The organism is Bradyrhizobium sp. AZCC 2230 (assembly GCF_036924495.1).
Classification (GTDB): Bacteria; Pseudomonadota; Alphaproteobacteria; order Rhizobiales; family Xanthobacteraceae; genus Bradyrhizobium; species Bradyrhizobium rifense.
This window is the reverse complement of the sequence record NZ_JAZHRS010000001.1, coordinates 2,826,673-2,851,034: the sequence shown is the minus strand read 5'-3', so window position 1 is coordinate 2,851,034 and position 24,362 is coordinate 2,826,673. Positions and strand designations below refer to the sequence as shown.

The window sequence follows — 24,362 nt, the reverse complement described above, 5'->3', positions numbered from 1 at the left end:
CGACTGCGGCCATTGGTCTGCCGGCCGCCGAGATCGGATTTGGAGACAAAGTTATGGGTATCTTCGATGCAATGAACACCTCGGTGGGTGGCCTGCAGGCGCAGTCCTACGCGCTTCAGAACATCTCGGGCAACATCGCGAACTCATCCACCACCGGTTACAAGGGCATCGGGACCAGCTTCGAGGATCTCATCCCGGATGCCTCCGTCCCCAACAAGCAGGTCGCCGGCGGCGTCACGGCGCATGCGCAGGCGACTATCACGACCCAAGGCACGATCTCGGCCTCCAGCGTCGCCACCAACATGGCGATCACCGGTGACGGCTTCTTCTCGGTGCAGAAGGCGAGCGGCGTCGTCGACAACGTGCCGGTGTTCGACGGCGTCACCTATTACAGCCGCCGCGGCGACTTCCAGGTCAATGCCAACGGCAACCTGGTCAACGGCGCCGGCTATTACCTGATGGGTGTCACGGTCGACCCGAAGACGGGCAATCCGACCGGCAGCGTGCCGACGGTGCTGCAATTCCAGAACAACTTCGTGCCGGCGCAGGCGACCACCTCAATCCAGTACGCGGCGAACCTGCCCTCCCAGCCGAACACGGTGGCGAGCTCGACGGCGGTGAGCGGCACGCTGCTCGCGGCCGGCGGCCTCAACCCGTCCGATTTCCAAGCCAACCCGCTGGCCGTGGGCACACCGCCGCCGCCCTTTGTAAGTGTAGGGGTCTCTGGCACGGCGGCCACGGGCAATCTGCGCTCGGCCTATACGGCCACAACCGCAACCGGTTCGGTGGCGCTGACGGACAGCTCTTCAGCTGTGGCCAGTAGCGGTACCTCGCTCGACTCTGGCGTGACCCCGCATCTTAACAACACGCTGCTGACCAGCCTGGCCGGCACGCAGATGGTGGTCGGCACCCAGACGATCAAGTTCGACGCCACCGTTTCCGGTGCCTCGACAGTCGGCAGCACGACCACGATCGGTCTGCTCTCGCCTACCGGAGCAAAGATGTCTGACATCCTGAATGCGATCGTGGCGGGGGCCGGCGGCGTGCCCGCTGCTGCGTCGGTGACATCGAGCGGCAACATCCAGATCACAACCAACACCACCAGCGATATCACGGTTTCCGGCGCTGCGGCCGGCCTGCTCGGCATCGGCAGTGTGACGCGCGGCGGCAACGTGCTGTCAACGCCTGCGATCACCGGCGCAACGGTGTTGGGCGGCGCTGCGACGGCGGGCGGTTCGGAAGTCCTTTCGTCGGGCTTCGCCATCAACGATACCATTACGGTGAACGGCAACGTGCTGACTTTCGTCGCCGCGCCCACCGCCAACCCGAACCAGATCAGCGTCACCGACGACATCACGACGCTGCTCAACAAGATCGACGTACTCAGCGGCGCCGGGGCAGGCTCCTCCTCGATTTCCAACGGCGTGATCACGCTGCAAACCGGTACCGCCAACCCCAGCCTGACGGTGACCAGCTCCAACAGCGGCGCCTTCGGCGCGCTCGGCCTTACGTCGACCGTCACCAAGAACCGCGGTGGCGGTGGCACCTCCGGTACGGGCGGCGTGACCGGCAACGACATTGCCACCTTCACCAAGGAATCGATCAGCGGCGGCGCGGTGACTGCCTACAATGCGGCCGGCACACCGGTGAACCTGCAGCTGCGCTGGGCCAAGACCGACAGTGCCTCGCTGTCTGGTGGGGGGCACGCCGACACCTGGAATTTGTTCTACCAGACCGACCCGAATGCGGCCGGCACGGCGGTCGGCTGGGTGAACGCGGGGCAGTCCTTCACCTTTGCTGCTGACGGCTCGCTCACCTCGCCGAGCGGCTCGGGCATCACCCTCAACAACGTCAAGGTCAGCGGCCAATCGCTCGGCTCGGTCGCTCTCAACATCTCCTCGGGCGGGCTGACGCAATATGCGAGCACCAGCGGCGCGGTGACCATCAACACCATCACGCAGAACGGCTACGCCGCCGGTCAGCTTCGCTCGGTCGCCGTCAACAACAACGGTCTCGTGGTCGGCACCTTCTCCAACGGCCAGAACCTCGACCTCGCGCAGGTGACGCTGTCGCACTTCAACGGCACCAACTACCTCAAGGCGATGGATGGCGGGGCCTATGCCGTAACCGATCAGTCGGGTCCGGCGATCGCGGGTGCCTCGGGCACGATCAGCGGTTCGTCGCTGGAGGGATCCAACACCGACATCGCTGACGAGTTCACCAAGCTGATCGTGACCCAGCAGGCCTATTCGGCCAACACCAAGGTGATCACGACGGCGAACTCGATGGTCCAGGACCTTCTGAACGTGTTGCGCTGATTGGCGCGTAACGTAACCAAAGGCGGCTAGTCACCATGGGTTTGAGTTCAGCCCTTGCCAGTGCGATGAGCGGTCTGCGTGCCAATCAGGCCGCGCTGTCGATTGTCTCGTCGAACGTCGCAAACTCGCAGACGCCGGGTTACGTCGCCCAGACGCCGAACCAGATCGAAGTCACCACCGGTGATTTCGGCTCGACGGCGAAGACGACCGGCGTCAGCCGCGACATCGACAGCTATGTGCTGAACCAGCTCCGCACGGAGACCGGCGGCAGCGGCTACGCCGACCAGACGGCCAACATTCTGAAGCAGCTTCAGAATGTCTATGGCAACCCCGGCGGCAGCGGCACGCTCGAAACCGCGCTGAACAATTTCACCAGCTCACTCCAGGCGCTCTCGACGAGCGCGGGCTCGTCGTCGGCGCAGACGGTCGCGGTCGGTGCGGCACAGGCGCTGGCGACGCAGCTCAACGTCACCACCAAGGGCATCCAGTCGCTGCGCTCCAATGTCGAGCAGGATCTCGGCACCTCGTCGCAGCAGGCGAACGCGGCGATGAACCAAATTGCCGACATCAACACCAAGCTCCAGGGCCTCGCCCCGACCGATCCGTCGGCGGCAACCCTGATGGACCAGCGTGACCAAGCCATCAACTCGCTGTCGAAATATGTCGACGTCCGCGTCACCACCGACGGTTCGAACCAGGCCAACATCTACACCACTACCGGCATCCAGCTGGTCGGTGCGGGGCTCGCCTCGCAATTCTCCTTTGCGTCTGCCGGCGCGCTGGGGGCGACCTCGCTCTACAATATTGATCCCGCCAAGTCCGGCGTCGGCGCGCTTACCCTCAAGTTGCCGAACGGCTCGTCGATCGACGTTGCCGGCAACAACGTGGTGTCCTCCGGCCAGATCGCGGCCGACCTGAAGCTGCGCGACCAGACGCTGGTGCAGGCGCAGCAACAAGTCGACCAGCTCGCCGCGACGATGTCGAGCGCACTGTCGGACAAGACCACGGCCGGCAGCACCGTCTCCGGTCCACCCGCCGGGTTCGACATCGATCTCGCCGGCGCGCAGCCGGGCAACACCTTCAACATCACCTATACCGATTCCACCAACACGCAGCGCCAGATCACGCTGGTGAACGTGACCGATCCGGCCGCCCTGCCGCTTCAGAACGCCACCAACGCCAATCCGATGCAGATCGGGGTCAATTTTTCCAGCGGCATGGGCGCGATCGCCTCGGCGCTCAACACTGCGCTGCCCGGCTCGCACCTGACGTTTTCTGCTGCTCCGTCGCCGGCCACAGCGACGACGCTGCGCGTCACGGATGACAATTCCGGTCTCGCCAAGGTCAATTCGGCCTCGAGCACCAAGACGGTGTCGTCGCTGACCTCGGGCGGTCCGCAGTTGCCATTGTTCACCGACGGCGGTCAGGCGCTCTACACCGGCGCGATCACGGCGTCGGGCTCGCAGATGACCGGCCTTGCCGGCCGCATCGCCGTGAACACACAGCTCACCACCGATCCGACCCGGCTGTCGGTCTACAGCACCTCGCCGGTGACGCCCACCGGCGACACCACGCGCTCGGACTATCTCTACTCGCAACTCACCAATACGGTGTTTTCCTATTCACCGCAGACCGGTCTCGGCTCGGCGAGCCAGCCGTTCAGCGGCAGCGTCTCGAATTATCTGCAGCAGTTCCTGAGCGTGCAGGCCAACGCATCAACCCAGGCGACCGCGCTCCAGCAGGGCCAGAGTGTCGTGGTCTCGACGCTGCAGGCCAAGTTCAACTCGACCTCCAGCGTCAATCTGGACTCGGAGATGTCGAACCTGATCCAGCTTCAGAATGCCTATGCCGCCAACGCCCACGTGATGTCGGTGGTGCAGAGCATGATGAACACGTTGATCCAGGCTCAAGGGTAATCAGTAGGGCTCTGAAACATGTCGATCAGCAGCATCAATTACGGTTCGTCGGTCCTCGGCGCGCAGGTCCGCAATATCAATCAGCAGCTCACCGATTTGTCGACGCAGCTGTCGACCGGCAAGCTGTCGCAGAATTATTCCGGCATGGGGACCAACGAAGGTTTTGCGATCGCCTCGCGCGCGCAGCTTTCGAACATCGCCGCCTATACCGACACGATCACCAACGTCAACGTCAACATCAACCTCGAAAACACCGCGCTGCAGTCGCTGGCCACGATCCGCAACACGGTGCAGACGGGCTCGGCCACCTCGTCGCAGGATCTCAACGTCAACGGCCAGACAGTCGCGCAGAACACCGCCGCCGCCCAGTTCGGCTCGATGGTCGGCGTCCTCAACACACAGTCAGGCAACCGCTATCTGTTCTCCGGGACGGCCTACAACACGCAGTCGGTCGCCAATGCCGGCGACATCATCAACGGCACCACCACGCAGGCGGGGCTGAAGACCGTCATGGCCGAACGTCAGGCCGCCGACCTCGGCGCCAACGGCATGGGCCGGCTGGTGCTGGCGACGCCACAGCCGACGCCGAGCTCGGTGAAGGTGTCCGAGGACGTCGCGGGATCGCCGTTCGGCCTGAAGATTGCCGCAGTGTCCTCGACACTGACCGGCGCGACAGTGACCGGCCCGAGCGGATCGCCGGTGTCGTTCTCGGTCGATCTCAACGGCGTCAACCCGAAGGATGGCGACAAGCTCAGCGTTCAGTTCACGCTGCCTGATGGTTCGACCGAGCAGGTCGACCTGACGGCGTCGAGCGCGACGCCGACGCCGGTCGGCAGCTTTGCGATCGACCCCGGTAATCCCAATGTCGTACCAGCGGTTGCTCCGAACCCGAACATCACGGCGACGAACCTCAACACCGCGTTGAACACCGCGATCACGAAGCTCGCCAACACCTCGCTGGTGGCGGCATCCGCCGTCACCGCCGGCGACAATTTCTTCAACACCGATAGCTCGGCGATCGGCGCGGCCAAGACCAACCAGGCGACACCTGCCGCACCGATCAGCGGGACCACCGCGCTATCGGGCACGGCGCCTTCGGACTCGATTGCACCGGGCTTCTCCGCCGGCGACAGCATCACCGTCAACGGCACCACGCTGAGCTTCGTCGCCTCCGGCGCGACCGGCAATCAGCTCAACGTCGGCGACAGCATCCAGACCCTGATGAGCAAGATCGACGCCATCACGGGCACTTCGCGGCCGTCGACTATCCATGGCGGCTCGATCACGATCAATACCGACGATGCCGCGAGCCTGAGCATCTCGGGCTCGACTCCGGGCGCGACCGCCGCGCTCGGCGCGCTCGGCTTCAGCTCAGCGCCGATCACCGCCACGCAGCCGCCGCTGCGGGTCGGCTCGTCGCCGGCAAGCTCGGCGACGACGCTTGTGAACGGCTCGGCCACGACAGTGAAATGGTACACCGGCAATGACGGGCCTGGCTCGGCGCGCTCGACCGCGGTGGCGCGGGTCGACGATTCCGTCACAGTGCAATATGGCGCGCAGGCCGATGAGGACGCGATCCGCAAGCAGTTGCAGGCGGTTGCCGTGTACGGCACGTTCTCGACCTCGCCGACCGGGCAATATTCGGGCGCGCAAGTCGCAGCGCTGAGCCTGCGCACGACGCAGGCGCTGACCCCGCAGCCGGGGCAGCAGAAGATCGAGGACATCCAGACCGACATCGCGATGGCCCAGAACACGATGAAGGACGCGAGCACGCGCCAGACCCAGGCCAAGGCGCAGCTTCAGAACATCGTCGACCAGGCGGAGTCGGCTTCTCCCGACCAGGTCGCCAGCGAAATTCTGTCGCTCCAGAACGCGCTGCAGGCGTCCTACCAGACTACCGCCAACCTCGCGCAGCTCTCGCTGGTCAAGTACCTTTAAGGGCGCATTAAGGCGCCGTTAACCATGCCTGTTTACCTCTTGGTGAGGATTTGAGCGGGGGCGGAGCCGTCGATGTCGGACAAGATGCAACTGGTGGTGGCCACGCCGTGCTTTGGCGGGCAGGTGTCGAGTATTTACGCGAGCTCGATCTTCGCGCTCCAGCGCGCCGTGCACGGCATGTCCAATCTCGGGCTCAAGGTGCACTTGCGGGACGGCGACGCGCTGATCACGCGTGCACGGGCGAATCTGGTTGCGATGTTCCTGGACGATCCGGACGCGACGCATTTCCTTTTCATTGATGCCGATATCGGCTTCAAGCCGGAGCAGGTGTTCCGGCTGATCGAATCCGGCGCCGACGTCGTCGCCGGGTGCTATCCGATCAAGCGGGTCAACTGGGACAAGGCGACGCGCGCGATCAAGGCGGGACGGACCGACGTCACGGCGGCCTCGCTCGACTACGTGCTCGAGATCGAGGATCCCGACCGCATCGTGGTGGTCAACGGTTTTACCCGCGTGCGCTACGCGGGCACGGGTTTCCTGATGATTCGCCGCCAGGCGCTGGAGGCGATGTGCCGCCATCCGGACTACGCTCATCTGCAATTCTTCCGCGAGCATTCGCATGACTCTCTGGTCGCGAGCCAGAACCGGTTTGCGCTGTTCGAATGCATGATCGATCCGGCGACCGGCACTTATCTCTCGGAAGACTTCGCCTTCTGCAAGCGCTGGACCGATATCGGCGGCGAGATCTGGGCCGACATCCAGAGCTCGCTCGACCACGTCGGTCCCTCGGTGTTCCACGGCGATATCGCCTCGCAATTCGCGCCGGCCCCTGCGGCTGCGGCCGACGCGGCGTGAGCCGGTCGGGATGAGCATCGGCGCATCCCGCCTGTCAGAGATCGAGCGAGCGTCCGAGGGCGGCTCGCGCTATCGCCTGCGCGATCTCTTCACGCCGCTGGATACGTTGCTCGTCTCCGGCGGCGATCAGCGGCTGGCGCTCGATCCCAGAGATCGCGTCAACGCCTATGGGTGCGGACCGTCCCCGGAACCCGAGATCTGGAATTTCGCCTCGTCGACCGCATCGACGATCTCGCAGGCGGCATATGACCGCGCAGCGCTGGCGCGCGAAGAGCTGGTCCACAAATCACTGTTCGACGAGGTCGAGATCGCCTTCGACCGGCGCTGCGAGGATATGCGCGACGAACTGCGCGGGCACTTCCAGCTCCCGCCGCACGTCGATGTCGTGTTCTCGCCGTCGGGCACCGATTCCCAGCTTCACGCTCTGTTCCTGGCGCGCGCGGTGCTCGGCGCGCCGCCGGTGTCGATCGTGGTCGGGGCTGATCAGACCGGCAGCGGAACGGCGCACACCGCGCGCGGGCACCATTTCAGCACGATGACGGCGAGCGGCGTTGCGGTGCGCAAGGACGCTGCGATCGCGGGCCTCGTCGGCGACAGCGTCGCCATACCGCTGCTCGACGCCACGTCGGGCCTTGCGATGCGCACCGACGCGGATGCCGAGATCATGCGAGCAATCGAGGACAGCCTCGCGCAAGGCCGGCGCGTTTTGTTGCACATTATGGATTCGTCAAAGCTCGGCTGGCGTGCGCCGAGTGCCGCCTGTCTCGATGAGATCGCGCGGCGCTGGCCACGCAAGGTTCAGGTCGTCGTCGATGCCTGTCAGGCACGGCTCGGCCGCCGCCGGCTGCGCTCCTATCTCGATCGCGGTTACATGGTGCTGATGACCGGCTCGAAGTTCTTTGGCGGGCCTGCCTTCAGCGGCGCGCTGCTGGTGCCGAAGGGGCTGTCGCGGTCACTCGACCGGATCGACGGGATCGCGCCAGGCCTGTTCGACTATGTCGGCCGCTGCGACTGGCCGATGACGTGGACGGCGCTGCGCTCGCGCTTCGAACGCCGTCCGAATTTCGGCCAATGGTTGCGCTGGGAAGCCGCACTTGCCGAGATCGGCAATTACTACGCCGTGCCCGGGGCGTTCCGCGCCAAGGCGCTGGCCGAGCTCGCGGCCGGGATCGACAGCATGATCGCGTTGTCGCCGTCGCTGCGCGCCGTACCGGCAGCCTTCGACAAGGCGGATGCGGGTAACGAGGAATTCGCGCAGCGTACGATCTTTCCATTCACGCTGCTTCGGAACGGGAAGCCGGTGTCCATCGCCGCTACCAGTGCGGTCCATCGCGCGCTGGCGCGCGACATGAACGACCACGTCGTCGGCCGCGCGGCGGACCGGCAGATTGCCGCACAACGCTGTCTCGTCGGCCAGCCCGTGCGGCTGGAGCAACCGGACGGCGTGCCGCAGGCTGCGCTGCGGTTGTGCGTCGGCGCGCGACTCGTCACCGACGCATGGTCGCCCGACAGCGTGCAAGCGCAACGCAATGTGCAGCATATCCTCGATCGCATCGCCCACGTACTGGTGAAGACAGAGCTGCTGCTTGACCATACCGCCGCTGTGCCGGCGTAGCCCCTATAGGTGTGAGATGTTGCATCCGCTTGCCGCGCCGAACTTTGCCGACCGTATCGGCTTCGCGCATTTGACCCGCCAGGCCTTCGAGGGCATCGATCTGCATCCGTTGCGTGAGCGGCTGCTGGCGCGGATCGCGGAGGGGACGGCGCAGGCCGGTGAGGGGCTGGACCTGTCCCTGATCGCCCAGCTGATGGGCGAGAAGGAAGCAGGCCTCGTGATCCAGTCCGAGGTGCTCTCCTTCCACCAATTGTTTCGCACGCCCGCCGCAGTGCCGAAGCCGGGCTTGCGCGTGCTTGCGCTTGCGGCCGACATCGACATGGGCGGCAACACGCCGATCGAATTTTTGCTCGAAGGCTCCGATATCGAGCTTCTGACGCTCTACGTGACCAAGGACAAGGGCCTGCCGGAAACGCTGCCTGATCACGACGTTGCCATCGTGGTCGCATCCGACTCCGAGGAATGCCGCGAAGCCTTGGCGATGATCGAGAAAGCCGCGCCGCGCTGGCCGCGGCCGCTGCTCAATCGCCCCGAGCTGATCGGCAATCTCGACCGCGACAAGCTCTATCGGCTGCTGGCTGATATCCCCGGTCTCGATATTCCCGTGACCGCCAACGCGACCCGTGCGCAATTGACGGCTCTCTCGGAGGAGCGGATCGCCTGCGCGGAGATCTCGGGCGAATTGCACTTTCCGATGATCGTACGGCCGCGCGGCACGCATGCCGGCGTTGGGCTTGCGAAGATCGACGATGCGGCGGCGCTCGCGGCCTATCTTGCCGAGCGGCAGGAGCAGGACTTCTTCGTTGCGCGTTTCGTCAACTATGCGAACCCCGACGGGCTCTATCGTAAAATTCGGCTCACCATGGTCGACGGCAAGCCTTATGCCTGCCATATGGCGATCGCCGATCGCTGGGACATCTGGTATCTCAACGCCTACATGGCGTTCAGCGAGGAGAAGCGCGCTGAAGAGGCCATCTTCATGCAAGACTTCGATCGCGCTTTCGCAGCACGTCACAAGAATGCGCTCGACGAAATGAGCCGGCGCGTCGGCCTCGATTATTTCATCGTCGATTGCGCCGAGAACCAGAACGGCGAGCTTCTGGTGTTCGAGGCCGACAACACCGCCGTCGTGCACAACATGGATTCGCCGGTGGTGTTTCCGTACAAGCCGCCGCAGATGCGCAAGATATTTGCCGCGTTCACCGCGATGCTGTTGCGGCATGCAAAAACGGCCGTGGGGAGTGCAGCATGAACGAGATCATCCGCAACACGCAGGCATCTGTCACGAACGGATCGCTCGATCCGCAGGACTGGAGCGAGTTTCGTGCACTCGCCCATCGCATGCTGGACGAGGCGATCGACGGCATTGCGAATGTCCGCGCGCGTCCGGTCTGGCAGCCGATCCCCGACGAGGTTCGCGCGGCAGTCCGGACCGACGTGCCGCGCGAAGCGACGTCTCTTGCGGACGTCTATCGCGAATTCTCCGAGCACGTCGCGCCCTACGCGACCGGCAATGTTCATCCCGGCTTCATGGGCTGGGTGCATGGCGGCGGCACCGCCGTCGGCATGGTCGCGGAGATGCTCGCGGCCGGCCTCAATGCCAATCTCGGCGGGCGCGATCACATGCCGATCGAGGTCGAGCGCCAGATCGTCGAGTGGATGCGCGGCCTGTTCGGCTTTCCGCAAGGCGCAAGCGGCATTTTCGTCACCGGCACGTCGATGGCCAATCTGATGGCGGTGCTGGTGGCGCGCACGAACGCGCTCGGCACGCTGGCGCGGCAACACGGCATCGGCAATGACGGCGCGCTGCTCACGGCCTATGCCTCGAAGGCAGCGCACGGCTGCATCTCCCGCGCGTTGGACATCGCAGGCTTCGGCACCGAAGCGCTGCGCAAGATCGATGTCGATGCCGATCATCGCATCGACGTCGCGGCGCTGCGCACGCAGATCGCGGTCGATCGTGAGGTCGGCTTCAAGCCGTTCCTGGTCACGGCATCGGCCGGCACCGTCGACATCGGCGCGATCGACGATCTCAGGACGATCGCGGCTTTGTGCCGCGAAGAAGGCATCTGGTTTCACGTCGATGGCGCCTTCGGTGCGCTCGCGATCCTCTCGCCCGAGCTCGCACCGCTGCTCGAGGGCATCGAGCTCGCGGATTCGATCGCGCTCGACTTCCACAAATGGGGACAGGTGCCTTATGATGCCGGCTTCCTGCTGGTGCGTGACGGCGAACGGCATCGGCAGGCCTTTGCGCAGCCGGCGGCCTATCTGAGCCGAGAGGCGAGGGGGCTTGCGGCCGGTGCTGTCTGGCCGTGCGATCTCGGACCGGACCTGTCGCGCGGTTTCCGCGCGCTGAAGACGTGGTTCACGCTGAAGACATTCGGCACCGACCGGCTGGGTACGGTGATCGCGCGCAGCTGCGCGCTCGCAAGGTATCTCGAGACGCGTGTGCTCGCCGAGCCGCGGCTCGAACTGCTCGCGCCGGTCAATCTCAACATCGTCTGCTTCCGCTATCGCGCCGACGATGCGATCAATCGCGAGATCGTCGCCGATGTCCAGGAGTCCGGCATTGCCGCACCGTCAAGCACGACGCTGGACGGCAAATTCGCGATCCGCGCGGCGATCGTCAATCATCGCACCGCGGAGACGGATATCGACGCATTGGTATCGGCCGTGATCAAGTTCGGTGCGCAGCGGACCGGTGGGTTGATCGAAGTCGATGCGCCGCCGCTCGCGGCGCAGTAAAAGCAACCCGCAGAAGCGACAACGGCCCCGGAGATGATCCGGGGCCGTTGTCATTTGCGCAGATCTCTGCTGAGATCTTAAGATCTTGGATCAAGCGGCCGTGCTGACGTCGCTTTCGGGATGCGCTGCGTTGTACTGGTCGCGCAGCTTCTCTTCATAGGCGATCAGCTTGCGGGCATCCTTCAGCGCCCGGTAGAGGTCGCCGTTCAGGATGTTGTTGTTGATGCCTTCGATGATCGGCCAGGAGCTCGGCACGGCGGTGACGATGTCGCGCACCAGGTTGAAATAGGTGCCGTGCTGGGTCTGCGGGTCCGGCGAGATATACATGAGCTGGACCGCCAGGTAGACGAGCTTGGCGGGCGTATCCGCGGTCTCGGGCGTGAGAATATCGCGCTCGCGCAGGATCGGCACGTTGTCGCCATCGATCAGAAGGCGAGCCCGCTGGTCGGTGTTGGTGATGACGCAGTTACCGACAATGATGCGTTCGTGCGGCCTGAGCTCGACCTTGAGGGCCATTGCCTGTTCTCCATCAACGCTTTCGTAACCGAGCGCGTGTTGCGGCGGGTCAGGGCGCAATAGTCCATCAAGACTAGTTAACGAGTTGTAAATCTCCGGCATCTGCGCGGAAAAGCCCAATTATTTCAACAACGAAGCGGGGCGGCGGCGCAGCGGCGTGCAAGGCGAGCTTGCCCGAATCACGCTGCGACTCAGCGAAAGCGCCATTTTCATTTCATGCTTCGTTAGATTCTCGGAGCCACGGTCCGGCGGTCGCTGGGTCAATCAAGATCCCAGTAGACGCGTAACAGTAGCGTCGTTTACCAGAAAGGTAACACCCAATGTCCGGTATCGTTCTCTCCGCATCGGTTCGTCAGAACCTGCTCTCCCTCCAGTCCACCGCCGATCTTCTCGCCACCACCCAGAACCGTCTGGCCACCGGCAAGAGCGTCAACTCGGCCCTGGACAATCCGACCAACTTCTTCACGGCACAGTCGCTCGACAATCGCGCCAGCGACATCAACAACCTGCTTGATGGCATCGCCAACGGCGTGCAGGTGCTGCAGGCCGCCAACACCGGCATCACCTCGTTGCAGAAGCTGATCGACAGCGCGAAGTCGATCGCCAACCAGGCGCTCCAGACCACCGTCGGTTACTCCACCAAGTCCAACGTCTCCACCACGATCTCGGGTGCGACGGCGGCGGACCTGCGTGGCACCACCTCCTATGCGAGCACGGTTGCGAGCAGCAACGTCCTGTTCGACGGCACGGCTGGCGGCACCCACGCTGCGAGCGGCACCACGACGCTTGGCGCTACCCAGGGGGCTCTCACCGGTGCGGCGGCGACGGCCGGCGACGGTTCGACGGCCATTACGGCGGCGATCACGCTGCTCGGCACTGGTGCGGCGACAGCGACCGGCCTGGTCGGCAACGCCCAGCCCTCCGATGGCGACACGCTGACCGTCAACGGTCACACGATCACCTTCCGCTCCGGCGTTGCGCCGACTTCCAGCACGGTCGCGAGCGGCCTTGGTGCCAGCGGCAACATCACCACCGACGGCGCAGGCAACTCGACCATCTATCTGGGCGATACTACGACGCCGAAGGGGACGGTCGGTGATCTCACCACTGCGATCGACCTTGCCAGCGGCGTGAAGGTTGCGTCGATCACCGCCGGTGCGGCGACGATCTCCCAGAGCGCCAACGCGACCGCCGTTTCGGACGTCGGTGTCACGACGGCCAGCAAGCTCACGCTGCACAGCTCGAGCGGTGCCGATCTGAGCATCACCGGCAAGGCCGACCTGCTGAAGGCCCTCGGCCTGTCCACCGCCACCGGCGGCGGCAACGCGACGGTGAACGTGAACCGCACCACCAGCTCCGGCTCACTGGGTCAGCAGATCCAGGACGGCTCGACACTGAATGTCGACGGTCATGTCATCACCTTCAAGAACGGCGCCGTTCCGGGCTCCACGGGTGCTCCGGCGATCCCGAGCGGCTCCGGCGTCAGCGGCAACGTCCTCACCGACGGTGCCGGCAACTCGACGGTCTATCTGTCGTCCGGCACGATCTCCGACGTGCTGAACGCGATCGACCTTGCCTCCGGCGTGCAGACCGCGACCATCGCGGCCAACGGCACGGCGACGCTGAAGACCGCGACCGGCCAGACCAACTCGTCGATCAACGCCTCGGGCCAGCTCAAGGTCTCGACCGGCGTGAATGCCGACCTGTCGATCACCGGTACGGGCAATGCGCTGAACGTGCTCGGCTTCGCCGGCAACACCGGCACCGGGACCGCCTTCACCGCGGCCCGCACCTCGGGCATCGGCGGCATCACCGGCAAGACCTTGACCTTCTCCTCCTTCAACAGCGGGACGGCGGTCAACGTCACCTTCGGCGACGGTACCAACGGCACGGTCAAGACGCTCGATCAGCTCAACTCGCAGCTCCAGGCCAACAACCTGACCGCGACGATCGACGCCAACGGCCTGCTGACGGTCTCGACGACCAACGACTACGCGTCCTCGACCATCGGTTCGAGCGCTGCGGGCGGCGTCATCGGTGGTACGCTCACCACTGCGCTGACCTTCTCGACGGCTTCCAGCCCCGTCCAGGATACCGTTGCACAGACGGCCCGTGCCAACCTGGTCAGCCAGTACAACAACATCCTGAACCAGATCGACACGACCTCGCAGGATTCCTCGTTCAACGGCATCAACCTGCTGAACGGCGATCAGCTCAAGCTGGTGTTCGACGAGACCGGCAAGTCGAACCTCAACATCACCGGCGTGACCTACAACTCCAAGGGTCTGGGCCTTGCCTCTTTGACCAGCGGTGTCGACTTCATCGACAACTCGGCCACCAACAAGGTGCTGTCGAACCTCAACGCTGCGTCGAGCACGCTGCGTTCGGAAGCGTCGAGCCTCGGTTCGAACCTCTCGGTGGTGCAGGTTCGTCAGGACTTCAACAAGAGCCTGATCAACGTGCTGCAGACCGGTTCGTCGAACCTGACGCTGGCCGACACCAACGTCGAAGCGGCCAACAGCCAGGCGCTGTCGACGCGCCAGTCGATCGCGGTCTCCGCGCTGTCGCTGGCCAACCAGTCGCAGCAGAGCGTGCTCCAGTTGCTCCGCTAATAGCGGACAACATCGCAAGCAAGATCAGGCGGCGGGGCTTCGGCCCCGCCGTTTTCTTTTGTGCCGGCGTTAGAAGATGTCGCGTGTCGAGGCGAAAGACGATGCATTCGAATGCAGCCAATTGCTCACTCTGAGTTATGGTTGACAAGTCGCAAACAGTGCACCGGTGCCCGAAAAAGTATCATCCTATCATGACGATACGCGTGAGCTCGATTTTGCTTCGATCGCGCATATGGTGAATCCACGCAGGGCGTGGCGCGACACGCTTCATGCTTTGTTAGCCACCTACGTTCACCGTCCCGGCATCGATTAATCCTAATCGAAGTTTGTTGCGTTGCGTACCAGAAGGGTAACACTCAATGTCCGGTATTGTTCTCTCCTCATCGGTTCGTCAGAACCTGCTCTCCCTCCAGTCCACCGCTGATCTTCTCGCCACCACGCAGAGCCGTCTGTCGACCGGCAAGAGCGTCAACTCGGCCTTGGACAATCCCACCAACTTCTTCACGGCACAGTCGCTCGACAACCGTGCCAGCGACATCAACAACCTGCTCGATGGCATCGCCAACGGCGTGCAGGTGCTGCAGGCCGCCAACACCGGCATCACCTCGCTGCAAAAGCTGATCGACAGCGCGAAGTCGATCGCCAACCAGGCGCTCCAGACCACGGTCGGCTACTCCACCAAGTCCAACGTCTCCACCACGATCTCGGGTGCGACGGCGGCGGACCTGCGTGGCACCACCTCCTATGCGAGCACGGTTGCGAGCAGCAACGTCCTGTTCGACGGCACGGCCGGCGGCACCCACGCTGCGAGCGGCACCACGACGCTTGGCGCTACCCAGGGGGCTCTCACCGGTGCGGCGGCGACGGCCGGCGACGGTTCGACGGCCATTACGGCGGCGATCACGCTGCTCGGCACTGGTGCGGCGACAGCGACCGGCCTGGTCGGCAACGCCCAGCCCTCCGATGGCGACACGCTGACCGTCAACGGTCACACGATCACCTTCCGCTCCGGCGTTGCGCCGACTTCCAGCACGGTCGCGAGCGGCCTTGGTGCCAGCGGCAACATCACCACCGACGGCGCGGGCAACTCGACCATCTATCTGGGCGATACTACGACGCCGAAGGGGACGGTCGGTGATCTCACCACTGCGATCGACCTTGCCAGCGGCGTGAAGGTTGCGTCGATCACCGCCGGTGCGGCGACGATCTCCCAGAGCGCCAACGCGACCGCCGTTTCGGACGTCGGTGTCACGACGGCCAGCAAGCTCACGCTGCACAGCTCGAGCGGTGCCGATCTGAGCATCACCGGCAAGGCCGACCTGCTGAAGGCCCTCGGCCTGTCCACCGCCACCGGCGGCGGCAACGCGACGGTGAACGTGAACCGCACCACCAGCTCCGGCTCACTGGGTCAGCAGATCCAGGACGGCTCGACACTGAATGTCGACGGTCATGTCATCACCTTCAAGAACGGCGCCGTTCCGGGCTCCACGGGTGCTCCGGCGATCCCGAGCGGCTCCGGCGTCAGCGGCAACGTCCTCACCGACGGTGCCGGCAACTCGACGGTCTATCTGTCGTCCGGCACGATCTCCGACGTGCTGAACGCGATCGACCTTGCCTCCGGCGTGCAGACCGCGACGATCGCGGCCAACGGCACGGCGACGCTGAAGACCGCGACCGGTCAGACCAACTCGTCGATCAACGCCTCGGGCCAGCTCAAGGTCTCGACCGGCGTGAATGCCGACCTGTCGATCACCGGTACGGGCAATGCGCTGAACGTGCTCGGCTTCGCCGGCAACACCGGCACCGGGACCGCCTTCACCGCGGCCCGCACCTCGGGCATCGGCGGCATCACCGGCAAGACCTTGACCTTCTCCTCCTTCAACAGCGGGACGGCGGTCAACGTCACCTTCGGCGACGGTACCAACGGCACGGTCAAGACGCTCGATCAGCTCAACTCGCAGCTCCAGGCCAACAACCTGACCGCGACGATCGACGCCAACGGCTTGCTGACGGTCTCGAGCACCAACGACTACGCGTCCTCGACGATCGGCTCGAGCGCCGCGGGCGGCGTCATCGGTGGTACGCTCACCACTGCGCTGACCTTCTCGACGGCGTCTGCGCCCACGCAGGATACCGTTGCACAGACGGCCCGTACCAATCTGGTCAGCCAGTACAACAACATCCTCCAGCAGATCGACTCGACCTCGCTCGACTCGTCCTTCAACGGTGTCAACCTCCTGAACGGCGATCAGCTCAAGCTGGTGTTCGACGAGACCGGCAAGTCGAACCTGAACATCACCGGCGTGACCTACAACTCCAAGGGTCTGGGCCTCGCCGCACTGACCGGCGGTGTCGACTTCATCGACAACGCCGCCACCAACAAGGTGCTGACCAATCTGAACACCGCGTCGAGCACGCTGCGTTCGGAAGCCTCCGCCTTGGGTTCGAACCTGACGATCGTGCAGGTTCGTCAGGACTTCAACAAGAACCTGATCAACGTGCTCCAGACCGGCTCGTCCAACCTGACGCTGGCCGACACCAACGTCGAAGCGGCCAACAGCCAGGCGCTGTCGACGCGCCAGTCGATCGCGGTCTCCGCGCTGTCGCTGGCCAACCAGTCGCAGCAGAGCGTGCTCCAGTTGCTCCGCTAATAGCGGACAACATCGCAAGCAAGATCAGGCGGCGGGGCTTCGGCCCCGCCGCTTTTTTCGTTTGCCAGATGGTACTCGGGGAGGCGAGGTGCGATTGAAAAAGTAACCAGCGGTTATGGTTAATGGAGAGTAAGCGCGCAGAATCGCCAGCGATTTCAGACTGATTGCGAGGCCAGCCAACGCTTCACAATGGTTTATGGTGAACCGGCGCTTATGAGAGTGAAGCTCGTTTCACCCTTTGTTAGCCATGTCCGCGCACCCTGTGGCCGTCACTCGATCCAGAAGCGATCGAACGAAGACGCGTAAGCCAGAAGGGTAAGAGTCATGTCCGGTATTGTTCTCTCTGCGTCGGTTCGTCAGAACCTCCTCTCTCTCCAGTCCACCGCCGATCTTCTCGCCACCACACAGAACCGTCTGTCGACCGGCAAGAGCGTCAATTCGGCCCTGGACAATCCCACCAACTTCTTCACGGCACAGTCGCTCGACAACCGTGCCAGCGACATCAACAACCTGCTCGATGGCATCGCCAACGGCGTGCAGGTGCTGCAGGCCGCCAACACCGGCCTGACCTCGCTCCAGAAGCTGATCGACAGCGCGAAGTCGATCGCCAACCAGGCGCTCCAGACCACCGTCGGCTACTCCACCAAGTCCAACGTCTCCACCACGATCTCGGGTGCGACGGCGGCGGACCTGCGCGGCACGACCAGCTTTGCCAGTGCTTCTGCTTCCAGCAACGTGCTCTATGACGGCACGGCCGGCGGCATCCACGCTGCGAGCGGCACCACGACGCTTGGCGCTACCCAGGGGGCTCTCACCGGTGCGGCGGCGACGGCCGGCGACGGTTCGACGGCCATTACGGCGGCGATCACGCTGCTCGGCACTGGTGCGGCGACAGCGACCGGCCTGGTCGGCAACGCCCAGCCCTCCGATGGCGACACGCTGACCGTCAACGGTCACACGATCACCTTCCGCTCCGGCGTTGCGCCGACTTCCAGCACGGTCGCGAGCGGCCTTGGTGCCAGCGGCAACATCACCACCGACGGCGCAGGCAACTCGACCATCTATCTGGGCGATACTACGACGCCGAAGGGGACGGTCGGTGATCTCACCACTGCGATCGACCTTGCCAGCGGCGTGAAGGTTGCGTCGATCACCGCCGGTGCGGCGACGATCTCCCAGAGCGCCAACGCGACCGCCGTTTCGGACGTCGGTGTCACGACGGCCAGCAAGCTCACGCTGCACAGCTCGAGCGGTGCCGATCTGAGCATCACCGGCAAGGCCGACCTGCTGAAGGCCCTCGGCCTGTCCACCGCCACCGGCGGCGGCAACGCGACGGTGAACGTGAACCGCACCACCAGCTCCGGCTCACTGGGTCAGCAGATCCAGGACGGCTCGACACTGAATGTCGACGGTCATGTCATCACCTTCAAGAACGGCGCCGTTCCGGGCTCCACGGGTGCTCCGGCGATCCCGAGCGGCTCCGGCGTCAGCGGCAACGTCCTCACCGACGGTGCCGGCAACTCGACGGTCTATCTGTCGTCCGGCACGATCTCCGACGTGCTGAACGCGATCGACCTTGCCTCCGGCGTGCAGACCGCGACCATCGCGGCCAACGGCACAGCGACGCTGAAGACCGCGACGGGGCAGTCAAACTCATCGATCAATAGCTCCGGCCAGCTTCGCATTGCGACGGGCATCAATGCCGACCTGTCGATCACCGGCTCGGGCAATGCGCTGAACGCACTCGGCCTTGCCGGCAACACCGGTACGGCGACCGCCTTCACCGCTGCGCGCACCTCGGGCATCGGCGGCATTGCCGGCAAGACCTTGACCTTCGCCTCCTTCAACGGTGGCACGGCGGTCAACGTCACCTTCGGCGACGGCACCAACGGCACGGTCAAGACGCTCGACCAGCTCAATACGCAGCTTCTGGCCAACAACCTGGCCGCCACGATCGATGCGAACGGCCTGCTGACCATTACCGCGTCCAACGACTACGCGTCCTCGACGATTGGATCGACCACCGCTGGCGGTGCGATCGGCGGTACGCTCACCACTGCGCTGACCTTCTCGACGGCATCCACGCCCATCCAGGATGCGGTTGCCCAGACCGCCCGTGCGAATCTGGTGTCTCAGTACAACAACATCCTGAACCAGATCGACACGACCTCGCAGGACTCCTCGTTCAACGGTGTGAACCTCCTGAACGGCGACCAGCTCAAGCTGGTGTTCGACGAGACCGGCAAGTCGAGCCTGAACATCACCGGCGTGACCTACAACTCGAAGGGTCTGGGCCTCGCCGCACTGACCGTTGGCGTCGACTTCATCGACAACGCCGCGTCCAACAAGGTGCTGACCAACCTGAACGCCGCATCGAGCACACTGCGCTCGGAAGCCTCGGCACTCGGTTCGAACCTCTCGGTGGTGCAGGTTCGTCAGGACTTCAACAAGAACCTGATCAACGTGCTGCAGACGGGCTCGTCCAACCTGACGCTGGCCGACACCAACGTCGAAGCGGCCAACAGCCAGGCGCTGTCGACGCGCCAGTCGATCGCGGTCTCCGCGCTGTCGCTGGCCAACACGTCGCAGCAGAGCGTGCTTCAGCTGCTCCGCTAATAAGCGACTGAAATATCTAAATAAAACCGGGCGGCGGGGCTTTTGCCCCGCCGCTCTTTTTTGCGTTTGGAGGCGGGAAGGGGCGTTCACCGGCCATTAACCGTATCCCTTAAACCGTCGTTAACCATACTTTAAAGGACAGCCCCTAAAACTGGACAAAAGCCCGCTTCCAGACCCGCGCGGCCGATTCGTATCCGGTTCAAGAGGAAGACCTGCCAATGTCCAACATCGTTCTCTCGGCGTCCGTTCGCCAGAACCTGTTGTCGCTGCAGTCGACGGCCGACTTGCTGGCCACGACGCAGGAACGGCTTTCGACCGGCAAAAAGGTCAACACCGCGCTCGACAATCCCACCAACTTCTTCACGGCGCAGGGGCTGGACAACCGGGCGAGCGACATCAGCAACCTTCTGGACGGCATCAATAACGGCGTGCAGGTGCTGCAGGCGGCCAATACCGGCATCACCTCGCTGCAGAAGCTGATCGATTCCGCGAAATCGATTGCCAACCAGGCGCTCCAGACCACGGTCGGCTACTCCACCAAATCCAACGTCTCGACCACGATCCCGGGCGCGACACCGGCGGATCTGCGCGGCACGACCTCTTATGCGAGCGCGACCGCCAACAGCAACGTGCTCTATACCGGCGCGGCCGGCGGCGTCACGCCGGTGACGGCAGCCGCCGCGCTCGGCGCCTCGCTCGGTTCGAGCGCCGGCACGTCGGTCGGTACCGCGGTGAACGCCGCCGACAACACCACTGCGCTCGCCGGGACGGACACGCTGGTCGGCAGCACTACATCCACCACATTCAGCACGCCGCCCGCGGACGGCGACACCATCACCGTGAACGGCAAGACCGTCACTTTCCGCACCGGCCCCGCCCCGACGACCCAGCCGACTGGCTGGGGCCTCAACGCCAGCGGAAGCATTGCCACCGACGGCAACGGCAATTCGATCGTCTATGAGGGAACGGCGGCGGCGCCCAAGGCGACTGTCAACGACGTCCTTAGCGCGATCGACCTCGCCAGCGGGGTCAAGACCGCGACAATCAGCGCCGGCGCGGCCACGATCGTGACCAGTGGCGCGACTGTCGGTACGGTCCAGACGCCATCCTCCATCGCGGCGGGCGTAGTTACGCTGAAGAGCTCGACCGGCGCCGATCTGAGCGTCGCGGGCAAGGCCGACTTCCTCCACGCCCTCGGCCTGACGGCCGCGACCGGCGCGGGCAATGCCAGTGTGACGGCGAACCGCTCGACGACCTCGGGCTCGCTGGGATCGCTGGTCCAGGACGGCTCGACGCTGAACATTGACGGTCACACCATCACCTTCAAGAACGCGCAGACGCCGCAGTCGGCAGCAAGCGTGGCCACCGGATATGGCGTCAGCGGCAACGTCGTCACCGACGGCAATGGCAACTCGACGGTCTATCTGCAGAGCGCGAACCTGACCGACCTGCTCAATTCGATCGATCTTGCGACCGGCGTGAAGACCGCCAGCCTCTTCAACGGGGCCGCAACGCTCGGCACCACCCCGGGTCAGATCCCGTCGTCGGTGAACTCGAGCGGCCAGCTGGCGATCTCGACGGGTATCAACGCCGACCTCTCGATCACTGGCACCGGCAATGCGCTCAGCGCCTTCGGCCTCAGCGGCAATACCGGAACGGCGACGGCGTTCAGCGCGGCGCGCACCTCCGGTGTCGGCGGCGTCAGCGGCAAGACCCTGACTTTCACCTCCTTCAACGGCGGCACGCCGGTCAACGTCACCTTCGGCGACGGCACCAACGGCACGGTCAAGACGCTTGACCAGCTCAACGTCCAGCTTCAGGCCAACCACCTGACCGCGACGATCGACGCCAACGGCGTGCTGACGGTGACCACCGTCAACGAATATGCGTCCTCGACCCTCGGCTCAAGCACCGCGGGCGGCGCGATCGGCGGCTCGCTCACGGGCGTGCTCGCCTTCACCACCGCGCAGCCGCCGGTCCAGGATCCCGTCGCACAGACGGCGCGTTCGAGCCTGGTCAGCCAGTTCAACAACATCCTGGCGCAGATCGACACCACTTCGCAGGACTCCTCCTTCAACGGCGTCAACCTCCTGAACGGCGACACGCTGAAGCTGGTGTTCAACGAGACCGGCAGCTCCACGCTCGGCATCAACGGCGTGGTGTTCAACGCGGCGGGTCTTGGCCTTAGCAATCTCGTGCCCGGCACGGACTTCATCGACAACGGCGCGACCAACAAGGTGCTGACCAGCCTGAACGCGGCGTCGAGCACGCTGCGCTCGGAAGGCTCCTCGCTCGGTTCGAACCTGTCGATCGTGCAGGTGCGCCAGGACTTCTCCAAGAACCTGATCAACGTGCTGCAGACCGGCTCGTCCAACCTGACGCTCGCGGACACCAACGAGGAAGCGGCCAACAGCCAGGCGCTGTCGACCCGCCAGTCGATCGCGGTCTCCGCATTGTCGCTGGCCAACCAGTCGCAGCAGAGCGTGCTGCAGCTGCTCCGCTAATTCGTAGACGCAGAATCGAATCTTGAGACGGCGCGGCGGGGCTAATGCTCCGCCGTTCTTTTGAGGGAGTTCGCTAAGACAAGATTAGCTGAGATCGATGTGCATGATGCATTGCAGGTTTACAGCTTGCGTGTGCGCATCTAGCCTCGCGCTCACGGAAGGACTCCGCGACCCGTAATAATCCGGAGTGCTTCCAGGCGCACATGTAAGCAAATCTTAAGCGCTGCTGCATAGGGTTGGGAAAGAAATCCTTAAGTCCGTTCAACGGGCTAGGAAGCTTCCAAGGTGTGATTGATGTCGAATTCCGCTGCCTCGGCCTACGCGCGTGTTGCAACGACCACCGCATCTCCTCGTGACGTCGAGGCGCAGACCCTGCTGAAGGCAGCCAACAAGCTCCAGGACGCGATCAACGCCGCTGACCCCTTCAGCGAGCAGACCACGCAGGCGCTGATGTTCAACCGCAAGCTCTGGACCATCTTCCTCAGCGAAGCCATGCGCGAGAACAACCCGCAGCCGCTCGACGTCCGGCAGAAGATCGCCAACATCAGCGTGTTCGTGCTGAGCCAGACCGCGGCGCTGCAGATGAGCCCGCAGTTCGATCACTTCCGCCCGCTGATCGAGATCAACCGCAACATCGCTGCCGGTCTGTCCGGCCGGCCGTGACGGAAACTCCTGATGTCCGACATCATGAGCATCCTGTCGACCGCGTATAAGGCGAATACGCTTTCGAGCACCACAGGCTCGTCCAAATACGTTGCGGTCGACTCGTCGCTGTACCAGGGGAACTGGACGGGTACCTATTCCGACGGCAAGAAATTTTCGCTCAACGTCTCGCAGGTCAACGGCTTCCGCGCGCAGATCCACTATCAGAGCGACGGGACCTCGCAATACCAGCAGGTGCTGATCAAGGATTCATCGTTCCGCTTCGGCAACACGAAGTTCACGCTGACCGATACCGGCACGGCGCAGATCAAGAACGTCGTCACGGACCCGGCGACCGGCTCGAGCTATCTCGACACCGCCCAGGCCACGCTCGACAGCTGATCGGCAGGCGCTCTTTAAGCGCTGAGGTCCGTGTTGAGCGGACGCGAGGGCTCCGACTTCAAATCCAGTGCGTGGAAATAGGCTCGCCGGCGCAGCATCGCCTCGTCGGGGAACTGATTGACCACGGCATCGGTCCGGTCGTTGACGACCTGGAAGACCATGGATGCGGATGCCTGGTCGAACACGACCTGGCGCGAGATGTTCGCATTGCTCTGCAGATCATTGCTCGCAGCCGCGCTCGTATCGCTCGCGGCGACCGTCTGGCTCACCGGCAAATCGGTTTGCACGGCATCGTTCGCCGCCGAATTCGACGTCGTGACGATCTGTACGGGGGCCGGTATCCCCACCGGCCTGATGCTGAAATCTGTACTCATGGCAGCCTCCTGGTTGCCTTGTGTGAGTCAAATCCCAACCCCTCTCAATACGCAACCATGGAACACCAGGATTGAACACCCGGTAAGCAAACGTGACTAACCGCGCGACGCTTTCGCCGCGCGGTTTTTCGTAAAATTGGATGGAGTTCTTTGTCTGCGCTCAGAGCGTGCGGCTGACCGCGAGCGGCGTGATGTGACGCGGTCCAGGCGTGGCGCGGCGTCCCGCCGCAGTATAGGTGTTCGGTACGTTGCGCTTCTGGATCTCGGCATTGACGCCGCGCACGACGCTCTCGGAGACCGCATGCGCGGTCGCGAGCACGGTGAGATTGACCTGAAGCATGGCGCGGAAGGCGTCGTGGTGACGGTGCAGCGTCGAGAGCAGCTCGGGCGCGGACTTCGAGAGCTGGGCCTGGTTCGCCTTCAACTGGCTGACGGCGCCGACGTAGCGCCGCGACAACTCCTGCTTCTGGCTCTCCATCATCATCGCTTCGCGAACCTTGCCGGCGCGGACCAGCTCGGTCTCGCGCTCGATCAGGCCGAGCAGGGCGCTCATCGCGTCCATCAGGTCCTCCGCGAGCTTGCGCGCAGCGGCGCTCTCGGGCGTGTTGTTCGGGCGCTGCGCTGGCATCGGCTGACGTGACGCGTTGAAGTGGTTCAT

The 24,362-nt window shown here is 64.2% G+C and carries 16 protein-coding genes; 13 read left to right on the top strand and 3 right to left on the bottom strand.

All coding sequences use genetic code 11. The features are described 5' to 3' along the window. The first annotated feature begins 53 nt into the window (after window positions 1-53). From V1280_RS13910 to V1280_RS13880, 7 genes are all read left to right on the top strand, one after another. Window positions 54-2,318, top strand: a complete 2,265-nt coding sequence (locus tag V1280_RS13910; protein ID WP_334524561.1) for a flagellar hook-basal body complex protein — start codon at window positions 54-56, stop codon at window positions 2,316-2,318. Between the two features lie 35 nt (window positions 2,319-2,353). Beyond that, window positions 2,354-4,234 carry a flagellar hook-associated protein FlgK gene (gene flgK / locus V1280_RS13905; RefSeq protein ID WP_334524558.1) on the top strand — a complete coding sequence of 627 codons (1,881 nt, stop codon included), beginning with the start codon at window positions 2,354-2,356 and terminating at the stop codon, window positions 4,232-4,234. 18 nt (window positions 4,235-4,252) lie between these two features. Next, complete coding sequence (locus tag V1280_RS13900) at window positions 4,253-6,172, top strand: flagellar protein (protein ID WP_334524555.1); 1,920 nt, start codon at window positions 4,253-4,255, stop codon at window positions 6,170-6,172. A 72-nt stretch (window positions 6,173-6,244) separates the two neighbouring features. Further along, the gene (locus tag V1280_RS13895; protein ID WP_334524552.1) at window positions 6,245-7,027 is read left to right on the top strand and encodes a hypothetical protein; all 783 of its coding nucleotides are present in this window, start codon (window positions 6,245-6,247) and stop codon (window positions 7,025-7,027) included. A 10-nt stretch (window positions 7,028-7,037) separates the two neighbouring features. Further along, window positions 7,038-8,642, top strand: coding sequence for a hypothetical protein (locus V1280_RS13890; RefSeq protein ID WP_334524550.1), 1,605 nt, complete (start codon window positions 7,038-7,040; stop codon window positions 8,640-8,642). A 16-nt stretch (window positions 8,643-8,658) separates the two neighbouring features. Next, window positions 8,659-9,894 (top strand): ATP-grasp domain-containing protein, encoded by a 1,236-nt coding sequence (locus tag V1280_RS13885; RefSeq protein WP_148775186.1) that lies wholly within the window; start codon window positions 8,659-8,661, stop codon window positions 9,892-9,894. Then, window positions 9,891-11,387, top strand: a complete 1,497-nt coding sequence (locus V1280_RS13880; RefSeq protein WP_334524540.1) for a pyridoxal phosphate-dependent decarboxylase family protein — start codon at window positions 9,891-9,893, stop codon at window positions 11,385-11,387. Before V1280_RS13885 ends, V1280_RS13880 begins: the two co-directional genes overlap by 4 nt. A gap of 90 nt (window positions 11,388-11,477) precedes the next feature. Here V1280_RS13880 and flbT read toward each other — a convergent pair whose 3' ends face one another. Beyond that, entirely contained in the window at window positions 11,478-11,903 is a 426-nt protein-coding gene (gene flbT, locus V1280_RS13875; protein ID WP_334524537.1) for a flagellar biosynthesis repressor FlbT, read from the bottom strand. A 320-nt stretch (window positions 11,904-12,223) separates the two neighbouring features. Between flbT and V1280_RS13870 the strand changes: the two genes are divergently transcribed. The 6 genes from V1280_RS13870 to V1280_RS13845 all read left to right on the top strand — a co-directional run bounded on the left by V1280_RS13870 (window position 12,224) and on the right by V1280_RS13845 (window position 23,330). Then, window positions 12,224-14,515, top strand: coding sequence for a DUF1522 domain-containing protein (locus V1280_RS13870; protein WP_334524534.1), 2,292 nt, complete (start codon window positions 12,224-12,226; stop codon window positions 14,513-14,515). A 359-nt stretch (window positions 14,516-14,874) separates the two neighbouring features. Then, window positions 14,875-17,166 carry a DUF1522 domain-containing protein gene (locus tag V1280_RS13865; protein WP_334524531.1) on the top strand — a complete coding sequence of 764 codons (2,292 nt, stop codon included), beginning with the start codon at window positions 14,875-14,877 and terminating at the stop codon, window positions 17,164-17,166. Window positions 17,167-17,490: 324 nt separating this feature from the next. After that, window positions 17,491-19,782 (top strand): DUF1522 domain-containing protein, encoded by a 2,292-nt coding sequence (locus V1280_RS13860; protein WP_334524528.1) that lies wholly within the window; start codon window positions 17,491-17,493, stop codon window positions 19,780-19,782. A gap of 218 nt (window positions 19,783-20,000) precedes the next feature. After that, entirely contained in the window at window positions 20,001-22,286 is a 2,286-nt protein-coding gene (locus V1280_RS13855; protein WP_334524525.1) for a DUF1522 domain-containing protein, read from the top strand. Between the two features lie 294 nt (window positions 22,287-22,580). Next, the gene (gene flaF / locus V1280_RS13850) at window positions 22,581-22,949 is read left to right on the top strand and encodes a flagellar biosynthesis regulator FlaF (protein ID WP_027534793.1); all 369 of its coding nucleotides are present in this window, start codon (window positions 22,581-22,583) and stop codon (window positions 22,947-22,949) included. Window positions 22,950-22,961: 12 nt separating this feature from the next. Further along, window positions 22,962-23,330, top strand: a complete 369-nt coding sequence (locus tag V1280_RS13845; RefSeq protein WP_334524515.1) for a hypothetical protein — start codon at window positions 22,962-22,964, stop codon at window positions 23,328-23,330. Window positions 23,331-23,344: 14 nt separating this feature from the next. Here V1280_RS13845 and V1280_RS13840 read toward each other — a convergent pair whose 3' ends face one another. Together V1280_RS13840 and V1280_RS13835 are read right to left on the bottom strand one after the other, a co-directional pair. Continuing rightward, the gene (locus V1280_RS13840) at window positions 23,345-23,704 is read right to left on the bottom strand and encodes a flagellar protein FlaG (protein ID WP_148778243.1); all 360 of its coding nucleotides are present in this window, start codon (window positions 23,702-23,704) and stop codon (window positions 23,345-23,347) included. Between the two features lie 160 nt (window positions 23,705-23,864). Continuing rightward, window positions 23,865-24,362: a hypothetical protein gene (locus V1280_RS13835; protein ID WP_148778242.1), complete on the bottom strand. Its 498-nt coding sequence runs from the start codon at window positions 24,360-24,362 to the stop codon at window positions 23,865-23,867.